Source organism: Ktedonosporobacter rubrisoli, assembly GCF_004208415.1.
GTDB lineage: Bacteria > Chloroflexota > Ktedonobacteria > Ktedonobacterales > Ktedonobacteraceae > Ktedonosporobacter > Ktedonosporobacter rubrisoli.
This window is the reverse complement of record NZ_CP035758.1, coordinates 7,155,059-7,169,541: the sequence shown is the minus strand read 5'-3', so window position 1 is coordinate 7,169,541 and position 14,483 is coordinate 7,155,059. Positions and strand designations below refer to the sequence as shown.

General features: G+C 52.8%; 13 protein-coding genes and 1 pseudogene. 11 read left to right on the top strand and 3 right to left on the bottom strand.

The annotated features are described in order from the left end of the window. Positions 1-13 precede the first annotated feature (13 nt). Positions 14-307 (top strand): Dabb family protein, encoded by a 294-nt coding sequence (locus EPA93_RS31150; protein WP_129891263.1) that lies wholly within the window; start codon positions 14-16, stop codon positions 305-307. A 55-nt stretch (positions 308-362) separates the two neighbouring features. Here the strand turns inward: EPA93_RS31150 and EPA93_RS31145 are convergent, their stop codons facing one another. After that, positions 363-896: a DinB family protein gene (locus EPA93_RS31145; protein WP_165423506.1), complete on the bottom strand. Its 534-nt coding sequence runs from the start codon at positions 894-896 to the stop codon at positions 363-365. A 279-nt stretch (positions 897-1,175) separates the two neighbouring features. On the opposite strand from EPA93_RS31145, the gene EPA93_RS31140 reads away from it, so the two are divergent. From EPA93_RS31140 to EPA93_RS31120, 5 genes are all read left to right on the top strand, one after another. Next, a complete protein-coding gene (locus EPA93_RS31140) occupies positions 1,176-1,535 on the top strand; it encodes a hypothetical protein (RefSeq protein ID WP_129891261.1) in 360 nt (119 codons plus the stop codon). 560 nt (positions 1,536-2,095) lie between these two features. Next, positions 2,096-5,278, top strand: a complete 3,183-nt coding sequence (locus EPA93_RS31135) for a winged helix-turn-helix domain-containing protein (RefSeq protein WP_129891260.1) — start codon at positions 2,096-2,098, stop codon at positions 5,276-5,278. A 110-nt stretch (positions 5,279-5,388) separates the two neighbouring features. Next, on the top strand, positions 5,389-5,613 hold the full coding sequence (locus EPA93_RS31130) for a hypothetical protein (RefSeq protein WP_129891259.1): 225 nt from the start codon (positions 5,389-5,391) through the stop codon (positions 5,611-5,613). Between the two features lie 85 nt (positions 5,614-5,698). Further along, complete coding sequence (locus EPA93_RS31125) at positions 5,699-7,057, top strand: FAD-binding oxidoreductase (RefSeq protein ID WP_165423505.1); 1,359 nt, start codon at positions 5,699-5,701, stop codon at positions 7,055-7,057. A gap of 59 nt (positions 7,058-7,116) precedes the next feature. Further along, complete coding sequence (locus tag EPA93_RS31120) at positions 7,117-7,914, top strand: SDR family oxidoreductase (protein ID WP_129891257.1); 798 nt, start codon at positions 7,117-7,119, stop codon at positions 7,912-7,914. A gap of 191 nt (positions 7,915-8,105) precedes the next feature. Here EPA93_RS31120 and EPA93_RS31115 read toward each other — a convergent pair whose 3' ends face one another. After that, positions 8,106-8,642 (bottom strand): phosphoribosyltransferase family protein, encoded by a 537-nt coding sequence (locus EPA93_RS31115; RefSeq protein ID WP_129891256.1) that lies wholly within the window; start codon positions 8,640-8,642, stop codon positions 8,106-8,108. Positions 8,643-8,879: 237 nt separating this feature from the next. Then, on the bottom strand, positions 8,880-10,115 hold the full coding sequence (locus EPA93_RS31110) for an MFS transporter (RefSeq protein ID WP_129891255.1): 1,236 nt from the start codon (positions 10,113-10,115) through the stop codon (positions 8,880-8,882). A 198-nt stretch (positions 10,116-10,313) separates the two neighbouring features. Between EPA93_RS31110 and EPA93_RS31105 the strand changes: the two genes are divergently transcribed. The 5 genes and pseudogenes from EPA93_RS31105 to nuoD all read left to right on the top strand — a co-directional run bounded on the left by EPA93_RS31105 (position 10,314) and on the right by nuoD (position 14,474). Continuing rightward, positions 10,314-10,943 carry a CGNR zinc finger domain-containing protein gene (locus tag EPA93_RS31105; protein ID WP_129891254.1) on the top strand — a complete coding sequence of 210 codons (630 nt, stop codon included), beginning with the start codon at positions 10,314-10,316 and terminating at the stop codon, positions 10,941-10,943. Between the two features lie 332 nt (positions 10,944-11,275). Next, entirely contained in the window at positions 11,276-11,629 is a 354-nt protein-coding gene (locus EPA93_RS31100; protein WP_129891253.1) for an NADH-quinone oxidoreductase subunit A, read from the top strand. 68 nt (positions 11,630-11,697) lie between these two features. Next, entirely contained in the window at positions 11,698-12,240 is a 543-nt protein-coding gene (locus EPA93_RS31095; protein ID WP_207229686.1) for an NADH-quinone oxidoreductase subunit B, read from the top strand. A gap of 227 nt (positions 12,241-12,467) precedes the next feature. Next, positions 12,468-12,926: pseudogene (locus tag EPA93_RS31090) on the top strand (NADH-quinone oxidoreductase subunit C); the annotation flags it as partial. Positions 12,927-13,313: 387 nt separating this feature from the next. Beyond that, positions 13,314-14,474: an NADH dehydrogenase (quinone) subunit D gene (gene nuoD, locus EPA93_RS31085; RefSeq protein WP_422877900.1), complete on the top strand. Its 1,161-nt coding sequence runs from the start codon at positions 13,314-13,316 to the stop codon at positions 14,472-14,474. Positions 14,475-14,483: the final 9 nt, after the last annotated feature.

Here is a 14,483-nt window from a genome sequence, read left to right as displayed (position 1 = left end):
AAGGAATGGTCTCATGATCTATCATATTCTTTTAGCACAACCCAAACCAGAGACAACGCCTGAAGAGATGGAAGCTATTTTTGCACAGTTCAAAGCGCTCAAAGGAAAGATTCCCGGCTTGCTCGATGTGCAGGCGGGCCCTAACAAGCATACTGTCAACCAAGGTTATACCTACGGTTTTGTCATGACCTTTGTAGACGAAGAACACCTGAAAGCCTATTCTCCCCATCCGGCCCATCGCGCCATCAGCCCTGAGTTGCGGCGTTTAAGCAGTACGCTGCTCAATTTTGATATTCCCCAAGAATAAAAAAGCGGGATACTTCTCTTGCGATGGGGGTATCCCACTATAGAGACAATAGCTATCAAGATTGCATCTCCATCTGTCTAGCCAGATCCTGCATTTGCTGGACATGCACCTTCAAGTGAACACGCGCAAAAAGGAGCCATTCGCGCCAATGCATCTGGCCAAGCTCAAAATGTCCCCAGCTAAGATCTAAGTGTGCCTGCGGGTCTGCACGTAAGACGACATCTCTCAGGTGTTCGCAAGTTGCCTCTAAAGCTGAGAGGAGCTGTTCGCGGCTGACTCCCTGTAAACTCGGATCGATAGCTCCGCTGATAGCTTCAGATTGTGCCTCTGGCTGCTCACCACACTCAAGAACCATAGAAATAGCTTGTTGATAAGCAGCAAGCATTGTTTGCACATGCGCCACCACTTTCGCAGCAGACCACTCCTGCTCTTGTGGAGAGGTGTAAAAAGCGCTATCAGGGATAGTGTGGGTAGCTTGTACAAACTCAGCATAGGTCTTCTGCAAGGCTTCGAGAAGTTGCGCAGGAGTACGACGCATAGCCTGGCTGGCTAGATAACTGCGTAGCTGAGCTATCTCGACCTCGTTCATAGTTGTCTCTCTCTTACTATTCTCTCCTCTTGCACACAGCATACCACATGCTTCACTATTTACAGGAGAAATTATGTATACATCTTCTCTCAATATGTCAACGGTTATGATACTTTCCCACTTCTTGCATATCGCTTACAGGATTGAGAGCCTGGAAACGCGGATCTGACCAGGCTCTCTACATTCTCAGGGATCGTTTGGGTGGGTCAGTAGACTATAATCAAGGGTTGCTTTTCTTTAAGAATCCCTGATCTCTAGCGAAAGTGAGAAAGAAAAAGAATGAAAATGCTTTTCCGGCTCCTATTGTCATCCCTGGCTGCTGCCATCCTGAGTGTCCCGCTGGCAGGAATGGCATTTGCTCATACTATGTCTACTAATGGGTGTAGTAGTGGCACCGTATGCATGTATACAGATTCTGGTTATAGCTCTGGTAGTCCCGAGCAGCATTGGTATCAATATGGTTGCGTCAATCTCTCGAATGAGTATGGAGATCGCTATATCTTCAATAACCAGTACAATGGGGCCAGTGTAACGCTCTACACAGGGTCTAACTGCAACAGTCCCCAAACAACCATCGCCGCCGGCACAACCTGGGAAGGGAACATAACTCCTATCAACTCCATCTCGCTGAATCCATAGCTGGAAACTTGAAGACGCGCCTGACTTACTGGCGTTATCTTCTGCGCCGTCGGAGCCCGCCAGTCACTCGGGCTTGACGGAATTTTTTTGAGAGTGCGAAAAGCACTCCTACCTCTTTTTCTCATCGATTTCCCAATAATATGAATTATGCCGTTAGTATCACATACTAATCTCGCTGCGCAGAAAATGAGACTTTGATTGTAGTAAGTTTTTTGAGACTGGTCAAACCTCTGCATCACGCTTCAGGGCTACTTCATTCTTGTGAAAAGCAGGAGCAGCCTGTTCGGGGGACAGGTAGCAGAGAGCGGCCAGTCCTCTGCTGGGGCATGGGGCACGCCGCGATCACGCTTGCGGATGTTATAGGCATTCATACTATATAAACTGATCAGAAAGTTTCAGAAAACTGTCGGTTTTAAGAAGCTGGATTTACGAATCATAGAACATTTTTGGCAGATCAAGTTTAAGAGCATACACTCGCTTGCAGGCTTCAACTCGCTTCTGCTATACTCACCCGTGTTGGGGAGTTGGGGATTGGTCTGTTGTGGACAAGAAAGGAACCCATGCCAAAACCGCCGGCTCATGCACTCATCTGGTCTGCCAAGAAGCGATGTTACCTGCTGCACACGCCTGAACACCCTCCAGAGCCGATCATCTCTGGAAACGAGGAGCCGTGGCGCGTCTGGTTGACCACTCATTCCTCCTTTTCCTTCCAGGGCCAACAAGGCCGCCTGAACGTGCTCAAAGAGGGCCGGTCTCGGGGAACGGGCTACTGGTATGCGTACCACACCAGCTCTGGCCAGAGGAGAAAGCGCTATCTCGGACCTGGTGTAGCCCTGACCCTCACGCGCTTAGAGGAGATGGCCCAGGCGCTACAGGACAGCAAGCAGGAGCCTTTACAGCCACGCTCGCCCAGGACTGCTTCCCCTGCCTCTTTGCAAACCTCTCAGGTTGACAACGAGACCCTTTCCAGCACGGTGCTACAAGGCGATGAGATCAATGACTTCGGTATGATCATGACCAGGCTCTCTCCTCCCAGCCTGCCCGCTACCCTCATCATACGCGAGCGGCTTCTCTCGGTCATGGATACCGCCCTCTCTCGCCCGCTGACCTTGCTCTCCGCTTCCGCTGGCTGGGGCAAGACCACGCTGCTCTCGGCATGGGCGCATCGGCATTCCCAACCCGTTGCCTGGCTGTCTCTTGAGGAGCTGGACAATGACCCGACGCGGTTTTGGGTCTCGCTGATCGCCGCACTGCGCAGATGGCGGCCAGAGATCGGGGAGCGTGCGCTTGCCCTATTGGCAGGAAGGTCTCTTTCTGCTGGCGTTAGCATGCTCCTCAACGAGCTGGTTGACAGAAATGAACAGCCCTCGTCCATCGTGCTGATCCTTGATGACTATCATGTGATCGACGAGCCAACCATACATGCCTCCTTAAGCGTCTTCTTGAAGCATCTACCTTCCTATGTCCATCTGATCCTCTCAAGCCGCGTGGACCCGGATCTTCCTCTCTCTCGCTTGCGGGTGCGCGGGCAACTTGTCGAGGTTCGCGACACGGACTTGCGCTTTACACGGGAAGAGGCTCAGCACTTTCTTATCGAGCAGATGGGACTCGCTCTCGAAGAGCGCGAGGTTGTCCTCCTGGAAGCGCATACCGAGGGCTGGATTGCCAGCTTGCACCTTGCCGCGCTCTTCCTCCAGAAACAGACTGATCTCTCTGCTGGGGTGCGGATGCTCAGGGGCAACCAGCGCTTCCTCCTTGACTATCTGCGCGAAGAGATCCTTGCCAGCCTGTCGCAGGACATGCAAGACTTCTTGCTAGAGACGAGTTGGCTCAATCCTTTGAGTGCCTCGCTCTGCGATGCCGTGAGGGGCAGAGAGGATAGTGCATACCTGCTCGAACAGGTGGAACGCGCGAATCTGTTTCTCCAACCCCTTTCCGAGAGTCGGCAGTGGTATCGCTATCATGCCCTGTGGGCACAGGCTATGCAGCATGAGGCCAGGCTGCGCCTGGGTGCATCCGCGCTGCATTCGCTCGGTCAGAAAGCGAGTCTCTGGTATGAGCAACAGCGGATGCTGCCAGAAGCGATTGAAGCTGCGCTGGCGTGTGAAGAGTTTTCCCGCGCGGCTATGCTGATCGAACGTTTTCTAGTTCCCAACAGTTTTCACAATGCCTATCATCTGCTCTGTTCCTGGCTCAAACGCCTGCCGGAGGAGGAGTTGCAGACCCGGCCGGATCTCTGTTTTCAGTATGCACTTGCCCTGCTGTTTACGATGGATCGGCGTTCGCCAGCTCTGTGGGTACAGATAGAGCCTTTGGTGCAGTGGGCTGAGCAGGGCTTTGAGGCCGTCAAGCAGAAGGAAAAGCTCGGGGAAGTCTTCCAACTGCATGCCGGTCTTGCGTTCTTTCAAGCAGATTTCACACGGATGTTTGCGTTGGCCCGGCAGGCACAGCCCTTGTTACTAGAAGACAGTCTTCTGTATTCTGATAATATCTTGCTCAGGGGGCTCTCTTCTCTGTTGGCAGGCGAGATGCAAAGGGCCAGGCAGTGGCTTCTCGAAGGGTATAGGAGATCAAAAACCCTCGAAAATCATTCCTCGACCTTCATCGCGTCCCTCTGGTTGGGTGAGGTTTGCCTTGAGCAAGGCGAGCTCCGCACTGCGGAACACTACGGCTGGCAAGCCCATGCACTCATGGATAAAGAATCGGAGTTTGCTCGCCAACAACTCTTGCTAGAAACAGGAGATCTTGAGCCGTTTTTTTCCTCGTGGGCCTATCATTGTCTGGCGCAGCTATCTTATGAGCGTAATGAACTTGCCAGCACGCAGAAGTATCTTTCCCAGGCACAGGCAGTAAGAGCACAGCCAGAGGAAGGGGTCCATATGCTGACACTGGGCGCATTCGTTCAGGCTCGCCTGTTGCATGCGTGTGGAGAGACCACAACAGCTCTCGATCTGCTCTCGCACTGGGAGCGGCATACGCGCTTCTCCTGGGCGTGGAGAGCGCTTCGCACCTGCCGGGCGTGGCTACAACTGGCTCAGGGCGATCTCTCTGCGGTCGAGCAATGGGCACGGGAAAAGGAACAGGCCGAGCAGTCTCATGGGCCCGAACAGGAGGAGTTTCCTCTTTTGTACCAGCAGGAAGAAGCGCTTCTCCTGGTACGTTTGCACCTCGCGCAAAAGAAGGGCGAGGCTGCGTTGGATGAGTTGCTTCCCTGGAAAGAGAAGGCCCAGGCTCAAGGGCGTAAGCGCAGCGTGCTGGAAACCCTGATTCTGCAGGCTCTGGCCCACGCTGTCTCTCAAGAAGCTCCCCAGGCCAGAACCTCTCTGCTGGAGGCGTTACAACTGGCGCAACCAGAAAATGTTCAACGCCTCTTTCTAGATGAAGGGCCAACGATGGAGCGTTTGCTGAAAACGCTGTTGCCAGAACTACATGAGGCCTCTCTGATCTCCTTTGTGCGAACCCTCTTGCGTGCGTTTGCCGAGGAGCCAGGTACCCGGTCAGCCAAAGAGGTCACTCCTTCTCCAGAAGAGTCGTTGCCCCTGGAACCGCTCAGTGATCAGGAACAACGAGTCCTACGTCTGCTAGTCGTGGGACGCTCTAACCCGGAAATTGCGCGTGAACTGGTGATCTCGGTCAATACCGTAAAAACCCATATCCAGAGCCTCTACCGCAAACTGAACGTCCACAATCGTATTGAAGCCAGTGAGGTTGTACGGCGCTGGTCTCTGCTCTCCTATTCCTGATCCTCTCCCTGTTTTTCTCACCTACGCAAACCATCCCATCAGGTGATGGGCTACTCACCCCCTGGCGTTTTATACTTCAACCACTCTTAACGAAAGGAGGGTGCCCCTCGATGCAATGCCGTATTGCGATCAAAGGACCCCTGGACCCATCCTGGCAAGAATGGTTTGAGGATCTTCAGATTGCTCCTGACGGTCGTGAGAAAACAGTGCTCTCCGGACCACTGGTCGATCAAGCGGCCCTCTATCGGGTGCTGCTCAAAATACGGAGTCTTGGCCTCGTTTTGCTTTCTTTGGAAACATACGAGGTCGCCTGCGCGCAAGAGGATCGCAGATAGGATGCAAACCATTCCTATGAGCGTAAGACAGGATGACGATATAGCCATAAGAAACGAAAACACGATGAGAAAGGACATGCTATCTATGCATACGGAGAGATTTGCTGAACTCAGCCAGCATATTGCAGGAGAAGTGATCATGCCTGGAAGCGAGACCTACGAGCACCTGCGCAACGTCTTTAATCAAACGGGGAGCCCGGCAGGCATTGTCAAGGCACAAACCCATCAGGATATTGTAGAAGCTCTACGTTTTGCACGTGAGCAGGAGCTGCCCCTATCGGTGCGCAGTGGTGGCCACGGGTTAAGCGGACAAGCAACCAATACTGAGGGGTTGGTCATCGATCTGGCTGCCTTCCATCAGGTGGAGATCCTTGACCCGAAACGCCACCTGGTCCGTCTTGGCGCAGGCGCGCACTGGGGTGAAGCTGCTCAAGCGCTGGCAGAGCATGGCCTGGCTATCTCATCAGGCGATACCAAGCAGGTTGGCGTGGGTGGTCTCACCCTCGGTGGGGGCATTGGCTGGCTGGTACGCACACATGGCCTGACCATTGATAGCCTGTGCGCTGCCGAACTGGTCACGGCAGATGGTCGCATCTTGCGCGTCAGCGTGGAGGAGCATCCCGATCTCTTCTGGGCTATTCGCGGCGGTGGCGGCAATTTCGGCGTCGTCACCTCCTTTGACTTCTACGCCATCCCTTGCCCGGCGGTGATCGGTGGTTCGGTTATCTATGACGTGGCCGAAGCTGAAAGCGTGCTGGCAGCCTGGGCTCAGGCCATGCGAGAAGCACCAGAGGAACTCAACTCGACTATCTTGCTCTTCTCCGGGTTCGGCGCCCAGGTGCCGCCTCGCGTTTCGGTGCTGTTCTGTTATGCAGGTGATGCCCAGGCCAAGGCTGATGCGGCCATCCAGCCCTTGCTGCACTTAGGCACGGTACAGACGCAGCATATTCAGAAGATGCCCTATCACGCGATGCTAGAGGATGCGGTGTCGCCGCCTCCAGGACTCAAAAACGTTGGCCATAATGGCTTTCTCAAAACCCTGAGCAATGAGGCAATTGCGGTTCTTGCTGCAAATTACGGTCAGCCTGGCAAGCCGATTGCCCAGATCCGCAGCCTTGGGGGAGCGATGGCCCGCGTAAGATCCCAAGCCACAGCGTTTGCTCACCGGGAGAGTGAAGCACTCGTGATTGTGCCTGCCTTTGCGCCAGTCTCCGCAGGAGAGGTGCAGGCTCAGCAGATCAGGCAGGCGGCCTGGGGTCCGCTTGCAGCTTTGAGCCGCGGCGCCTTCGTCAATTTCCTGACCGATGCCAGCCAGGCCAGCGTTGCCGCCGCCTATCCCGATGAGACGTTTGCCCGCCTGGCAAGTATCAAGGCGACTTATGATCCCGACAACCTCTTCAACCAGAACTGGAAGAGCAAGCTTGCTGTCAAAACGCAGGCTTGACCAGCACATCTACGAAACGCATTTTGAGATGTTTAAGATACACAAGGAGAAAAAGGAAGATGTCAACTATACTTATTACTGGAGCGACAGGAACGTTAGGGAGCGAGGTCGTGCAGCAATTGCATACACGTGGGCATCACGTTCGCGCGTATACGCGACAAGTACAGCCAGCCGTCCCCATGGGCGTGGAAGTGTTTCAAGGGGATATTCGCGACGGGAGTGGTCTGGATAAAGCGACGAAAGGAGTTGACGCGATTATTCACTGTGCGACGTTCTTTGGCGAGGTCAACGCGACCGATCTTGCCGGAACCAGCCATCTGATCGAGGCCGCACAAGCCCATGGTGCGCCTCATCTGATCTATGTCTCCATTGCTGGAATTGATCATAGTCAGTTTTCCTACTTTCAGGCGAAGCTGGCGGTTGAACGCCTTATTGAGCAATCCACCCTCCCCTGGAGCATTTTGCGCGTGACCCAATTTCATCACTACATCTTAAGCCTGATCAAAGACTGGGAAGATGAACAGACATCAACCATCACTGTTCCAGCAGGAACACGGCTTCAGCCAATCGATATTCGCGAAGTTGCTGCTGCTCTGATCGAACTCGCTGAGCAAGAAGCTGCTGGTCATGTCCCTGATATCGGTGGACCAGAGATCTTGACCATCGAAGAAATAGTAGAAACCTATCAACGCGTGTTGAACAAAAAGCGTGTAATCAGGGCAGAGGGGCCAGAGGTGTTGCCTGGGGAATATTATGATGCGTTCCGTTCGGACGAGAAACTCATCCCTGATCGTGCCGTTGCTCACATCACCTGGGAACGCTTCCTACAAGAGCGGGTAGAGAAACTTGTGGGATGATCCTTCGATGGCTTATGAAGCCAGCAGGCCAGGGGAGAACATTTCTCTTGTTCTTCCCTGGCAAGCAAACGTATAGCCAAGTGGTAAAGCCATCTAGCATTCTCAAGAAGCGAAGGTTTATGACCCTTCAGTTCTCAAGAAGAGCCTCATACTTGAAATCAGCTTAAAGCATATCTGGGCAAGGCAAGCTATCAAGCATCAGGAACTTGAATCAAGGCATGGAAATGATAGCGCTGAAAACTTTTTCTTTTCTCGGCCGTCATCTCGTCAAAGAGGATGCCGATGCCAGCAACGATGCCTCCCGCTCTCTCAACGAGTCGAACCGCAGCTAGCCCTTGCTCTCCTCGCTCGAACCAATCATCAACAATCAGAATGCGCTCACCTGGCTGGATTCCATACGCGTGGGTTTCAATTTCAAGACCCTTCTTTTGGCCTGAGTAATCAATACAGGATTCCTGAAGTACGTTTTCTGAAGTATATACTCCTTTATATAGGTTGCCAGCTTTGCGGGCCACGACGAAGCCTGCGTGAAGTAAATAAGCAACTGGAGCGCCTAAAATAAACCCTCTTGCTTCTAAACCGAGCACCTTCTCAATATGCGCAGCACGAAATGCTTCTGCTAAATTTTCCACCATTCTCTGGAACAATGCAGCATCAGCCCAGGGAGCGTAAAATGAAGTCGTATATCTGCGTTCGAGAATGATTTGTTTCTCTTCCTTTGTCAACATGAGTATATTTTATCTCTTCTTCTAATAAATGTCTTTTCGAGCAAAAAGGCATAGGGATTCGCCTCTTAACGCTGAGGCGAATCCCAACCTGGTTGAGTCCTCTCGTCGTTGTTTGAGAGTAAGGAGAGGCGAGCCGTCTCCTACAAAGGAAGGGGCCCGCATGATTTGCTGTTTCTTCTGGCATACCAGCGCTGCGAGCCCCTCTTTTACTCCCGGGCAGATGTAAAAGAGCTAAATCTACAGCTGCTCTGCGGCGGCAGAAGGCCGGATAGGCAAGAGGGAACCGAGCATAACGACGATTCCTGCTGCTAGGATCGAGGATAGAAAAGCCATAGCCGGCACGTGGGTTAGATCCCAGAGCCAACCCCCGATGAATGGCCCCAGAAATGAGAAAAGGTAACCTACCGTCAGCATGGTACCCGTCCATGCTGCAACCTCCTCCTGCCTGGCCAGGAGCGCTGGTAAGGCGATGGCAAGTATATAGATCAGAATCGTCGTGCCTCCAATCAAGGCGGCCCACATAGGTTCCAGGAACGCCGGTGTCAAGATCCAGCCTGCTACCGCGAGCAAGCAGAGCGTGCCACAGACAATGAATGGAAGTTTCCGCCCGACCAATTTACGCGCAAACAGCGTGGCAAGTAAACTGACTGGAAGCTGCGCAGCGTTTAAGACACTGAGGGCAAGCCAGGTCTGGCCCGGAGCATGGATGCTCTGATTGTAGGAGGCAATCCACGCATTCATGCCAAAGTAGATGAGCTGCACGCCTCCTACTAACAAACCAAGTGTCCAGGGGTTGACGGAAACGAGCCCGCGGCCTGATCTGCCAGAGACAGATAGCACAGACTTGAAGCTTACGGCCTTCTGCTCGACGTCGTTAGCAGGAGCCAGCCACTGCCAGAGAAGCAGAATAATCACTACTGGGATGCTCCAAAACACAAAGCTGCTGGCCCATGCATCTTGTCCCAGCCAATTGAGCATTAGCGGCAGGGTCAGCATAGCTCCCAGGATCTCGCCGATAACCAGGCCATCGCTATAGAGCGCAGTGGCCAGACCGATGCGGGTGGAGAACCATTGACGAATGAGCAGAGGGATCGCCGTCTGTGAGCAGGCACTCCCTAGACTGAGTAAGGCTGTAAAGATGTAGATCGGAAGAATGGCAGGCCAGAGGGCGCGTGAGCAAGCTCCTAACGCTACCAGCAGGAGGCCAATAGAGACCATGATGCGCCCTCCCCACTTGCCAATCAGAAATCCTATTGGTAAGGAGACGGCTCCCATCACTAACGTTGGCAGTGAAGTCAGCAGGCCCGTCTCTGTATAGGAAAGGTGTAGGTCATGACTGAGCAAGGGAATGAGAGGCGGGACGGCGAGGAGCGCCGTGCGCAGATTGATACCAATCAGTACGAGCAGGCCAAGCGTAAGCGCTTGACGCCAGGGCTGACTCTTTGTAAGGTCTTGCTTAAGCTTCTTCTCCATACACTTCTCCTTATCTATGGCAGGCGATCTCTCATGGAGAGGCCGCGATCTTTTCCCCGAAAAATGCTAGCATCATAACTCTCTTTGGAATATAATGGGTAATAAGGTGTTGAGTCATTAATATGGTAGCATCAAGATTCTAATAAGTCAAAGTCAGCTTGATCATTAGAAGTCCTGGCTAAGGAAGGAAACATCTCAATGAATACCAGAAAACATGCAGGAACACTTGAGCTGAGGGGCGAGCGTCTGTGTTTGGACTTTACCAATACCGTTGGATGGCATGCTTCCGACCATCCTCAAGAATGGCTGCTCAGCTATGCTGATCTCCTTGCCTGGAGTCGCCATGCCGGCATTGTTACCGCTAGTCAAAACGAGCAACTCTTGCAAGAAGCAAGGAGTCGTCCAGCTCTTGCAGAGGAAGTTCTGAGGCGTGCCATAACCCTGCGAGAAGCTTGCTACCGCATTTTTTCGTGCGTTGTCCAAGATTGCTCTCCCAAAGTCGAGGATCTTAGCATCTTGCAGAACGCGTATGCACAGGCCATGGTCCATGCCCAGGTTGTTCCAATTGGCGAAAGGTTTACTTTCAACTGGCCCGGCGACGAGCAGGCGCTAGACTTTCCCCTCTGGCCAATAGCCCATTCGGCAACGGAATTATTGCTCTCTGAGGAACTGCATCGCGTCAAAGCCTGCCCAGGAGATGGCTGTGGCTGGCTTTTTGTGGATAAGAGCCGCAACCAGAGTCGTCGGTGGTGCAATGGTCAAGACTGTGGTAATCGCGTCAGAGTGCGCCAGCACTATCAGCGTCAGAGAACTTCAAGGAAATCCTAGAACTATTAGCACAGCATATATAATTTATAATAGAGTATATAGATGACAAAAATTTAACCGAGAAGCTGAATTTTACTGGATTTAGAGAAGAATGAGGTAGAGGAGCAGCTACAGACTTACTGTATTCTTGCCTCTTATAAAGCGTGGCGCAACGCCTATGTTAAAGGTCAGATAGAGAGCTGTTAACGTCTTCTTTTATTTGACAGTTCATCTCCACTGTACTACAATAAACACTGAGGAAGTGTACTTAGGACACTAGCTAAAGTTGAGCCCAGAGGCGTACGCATGTGTACGCAAGAGTGGCATCCATAGAGAAGTGAAGGGTTCCGCATATGGGAACACCAATCCCCATTTTTATCATGGTAGGGCTGGCTGTCCTCTTCGGCATCTTAGTGATGGTTATAACTACAGTGATCGGACCAAAGAAACCATCGCCGGAGAAGTTGGCCCCATACGAGTGTGGTATTCAAGAGATAGAAGCGCCGCGCAGGCGTTTCCCGGTAAAGTATCTCTTGACTGGCATGCTCTTTATTGCATTTGATATCGAAATTGTTTCATTTTATCCCCTTGCCGTTCTGCTCCGCCAACTGAAACTGTTCGGCTTGCTCGAACTTGTCGTATTTTTGCTGGTTTTATTGGTGGGTTATATCTACGTCTGGCGGAAAGGAGCGTTTTCATGGGACTAAAAAATCCCTGGGAGCCGGTACAGGCCTATTCAAACACGCAAACGCCGCGTCTACGTAAGCCCTTGCCGATGTCGGTCAATGGGCACGAGAAGGATGGAGACTTCGGCATCTTCACAACCCAGGTAAACAAGCTGATTGGCTGGGGGCGAAGCTCTTCCTTGTGGCCGGCGCTGTTTGGTCTGGCCTGTTGCGCCATCGAGATGATGGCCACCAGCGCTGATCGTTTCGACATTTCGCGCTTCGGGGCTGAAGTCTATCGCGCCTCACCGCGCCAGGCCGATTTGATGATTGTTGCGGGCCGCTGCTCCGTCAAGATGGCACCTGTCTTGCGCCAGATTTATGACCAGATGCCTGAGCCAAAGTGGGTTATTGCCATGGGAGCCTGTGCATCCTGCGGTGGTGTTTTCAACAACTACGCCATCGTGCAGGGAGTAGATAAGATCGTGCCGGTTGACGTCTTTATTCCCGGCTGTCCTCCGACGCCCGACATGTTGCTTTTCGGCTTTAACGAACTCCAGCGGAAAATTCGCGAGGGCATCCCGAATCCTCCTGATCCTCTAAAGGCCAGCGGGCTCAAGCTAGGTGGGCCTGTGGGAGATGAGAGAGGCTAAAAAGAAGCAGGATGCGCTTTTGAATAGAACGCGTCCCTACTGGACCCATGCCAGGATGATCACAAGGGCGTACCCAGGGCCACGCTAACTCCGGGGTCCAGTTTTATTGTCTGCAGGTATTGCTCATATGTCGTCTTTATGCTTATCCTTGTGATCGTCCTGGTGGGTGAGACACCTATGCGAGGAATAATAATAGTATGGTCATAACAGCAGTTTCGACAGTCGAGATGGTGCGGGCTAAGTTCCCGCAGGCGGTCGTTGAAACGGTCGAGTTTCGAGATGAGCAGACAATCATCCTCAAGCCAGAGAACCTGGTCGAGGTATGCAACTACTTAAAGAAAGATCTGCACTACGAATTTCTTGAGACAGTGACAGCCGTTGACTGGCCCGAACGGATTCCACGTTTTGATGTGGTCTATCAACTCCTCTCCATCCAGAACAGGTGTTTTGTGCGCCTCAAAGTGCGCGTTGGGCAGCGCCGCGAAGAGCATCCGGCAGTTCCCACCGTAACCGCTGTCTGGCCAGGAGCAAACTGGTATGAGCGAGAGGTCTATGATCTCTTTGGCATCACTTTCAGCGGCCATCCCGATTTGCGACGCATAATGATGCCCAGCGACTGGACGACGCATCCGCTGCGGAAAGACTATCCCCTTTCTGGCTTCGACCTGCCTGAGCCCTACTGGGGTGGTCAGGTACCCTACGATACCGATCCGGGCGTTGGTCAATATTATCAGCAGACGTTGCGCACACCCGAGGGGCGCGAGCTCAATGAGAGCCGCGATAAGATTAACTCTGGTCAGGAGCCGGGAACTCTGCCTGATCAGCAGGAAAGCTAGAGGTAAACGGTCTGCGCGCTAGCAAGTGAGTATATGCTGAAATGGGTAGGCTGCTCCAGTGTGCCCCCTGGACTGCAAAAGGTTTTGTGAGAAATGTGTTTCCCTTTCATTCGCATGTGTCGCGAGGGCACATCGTCGAATGTAGGCAAAGGATAACCAATGCGGCAACAAAAGCTAGAAAATACTTATACAATTGAGGAGAGCCAGTCACTTGACGATGGGCAGCGTTCTGATACGATGACCATCAACATGGGGCCGCAGCATCCCAGTACCCATGGCGTGCTGCGCCTGATCCTGACCATTGAGGGCGAGACTGTGCTCAAGGTAGTACCTGACATCGGCTACCTCCATACCGGCATTGAGAAGACCGCCGAGGCCAAGACCTATCACCAGGCTCTGGTGCTGACGGATCGCATGGACTACCTGACGAATCTCAACAACAATCTTGGCTATGCCCTGACAGTTGAGAAGCTCTTAGGGATCGAAGATAAAATGCCGGAAAAGGTAAATTATGTGCGCGTGATCCTGGCTGAGCTACAGCGTATCGCCAGCCACCTCGTTTGGTTGGGCACGCACGCTCTGGACCTCGGTGCAATGAGCGTCTTCCTTTATTGTTTCCGTGAGCGCGAGATCCTACTTGATATTTTCGAGTACATCGCCGGTGTACGCTTGATGACCAGTTATATCTGTCCCGGCGGCTTGCAGGCCGAGGTGCCTTCTGGCTTCGATGAGAAGGTGCGCGCGTTTACGAAGATCTTCCCCGAGCGCTTGCAAGAATATCATGATTTGTTGACCAACAACCAGCTCTGGCTTGAGCGCACAAAGGGCGTGGCTTATCTGAGCCAGGAAGATGCCCTGGCTTATGGCGCCAGCGGCCCCGTCTTGCGCGGAAGCGGGATCTTGTGGGATATACGTAAAGTTTTTCCTTACTCTGGCTACGAGAAGTTCGATTTTGATATTCCTATCGGCTCCAATGGCGATGTATTCGACCGCTATATGGTGCGTATGCTGGAGATGGAGCAGAGCTTAAAGATTGTCAACCAGGCACTCGATGGCATGCCTACCGGTCCCTATCGTGTCCAGGACCCCAAGATCATCCCACCGCCTAAGTGGCAGATTACCGGGAGCATGGAAGCGCTGATCCATCATTTTAAGCTGTTCACTGAGGGCTATCGACCGCCGAAGGGTGAGGCTTTTGTGCGTACAGAGTCTCCCAAGGGCGAACTGGCCTACTATATCGTAAGCGACGGTAGCGCGAAGCCTTATCGCATGCATGTGCGCGGCGCTTCGTTTGCCAATCTGCAGGTCTTGCCACGTATGATCGAGGGGGGCTTCCTCTCAGATGTTGTGGCGGGCATCGGTAGCATTGATATCGTGCTTGGCGAAGTAGACCGCTAGATGAAGGAA

What these genes read in the sequence shown, in the direction of transcription:
- EPA93_RS31150 (WP_129891263.1), top strand. Translation starts at nt 14, where the DNA reads ATGATCTATCATATTCTTTTAGCACAACCCAAACCAGAGACAACGCCT.
- EPA93_RS31145 (WP_165423506.1), bottom strand. Translation starts at nt 896, where the DNA reads ATGAACGAGGTCGAGATAGCTCAGCTACGCAGTTATCTAGCCAGCCAG.
- EPA93_RS31140 (WP_129891261.1), top strand. Translation starts at nt 1,176, where the DNA reads ATGAAAATGCTTTTCCGGCTCCTATTGTCATCCCTGGCTGCTGCCATC.
- EPA93_RS31135 (WP_129891260.1), top strand. Translation starts at nt 2,096, where the DNA reads ATGCCAAAACCGCCGGCTCATGCACTCATCTGGTCTGCCAAGAAGCGA.
- EPA93_RS31130 (WP_129891259.1), top strand. Translation starts at nt 5,389, where the DNA reads ATGCAATGCCGTATTGCGATCAAAGGACCCCTGGACCCATCCTGGCAA.
- EPA93_RS31125 (WP_165423505.1), top strand. Translation starts at nt 5,699, where the DNA reads ATGCATACGGAGAGATTTGCTGAACTCAGCCAGCATATTGCAGGAGAA.
- EPA93_RS31120 (WP_129891257.1), top strand. Translation starts at nt 7,117, where the DNA reads ATGTCAACTATACTTATTACTGGAGCGACAGGAACGTTAGGGAGCGAG.
- EPA93_RS31115 (WP_129891256.1), bottom strand. Translation starts at nt 8,642, where the DNA reads ATGTTGACAAAGGAAGAGAAACAAATCATTCTCGAACGCAGATATACG.
- EPA93_RS31110 (WP_129891255.1), bottom strand. Translation starts at nt 10,115, where the DNA reads ATGGAGAAGAAGCTTAAGCAAGACCTTACAAAGAGTCAGCCCTGGCGT.
- EPA93_RS31105 (WP_129891254.1), top strand. Translation starts at nt 10,314, where the DNA reads ATGAATACCAGAAAACATGCAGGAACACTTGAGCTGAGGGGCGAGCGT.
- EPA93_RS31100 (WP_129891253.1), top strand. Translation starts at nt 11,276, where the DNA reads ATGGGAACACCAATCCCCATTTTTATCATGGTAGGGCTGGCTGTCCTC.
- EPA93_RS31095 (WP_207229686.1), top strand. Translation starts at nt 11,698, where the DNA reads ATGTCGGTCAATGGGCACGAGAAGGATGGAGACTTCGGCATCTTCACA.
- nuoD (WP_422877900.1), top strand. Translation starts at nt 13,314, where the DNA reads ATGACCATCAACATGGGGCCGCAGCATCCCAGTACCCATGGCGTGCTG.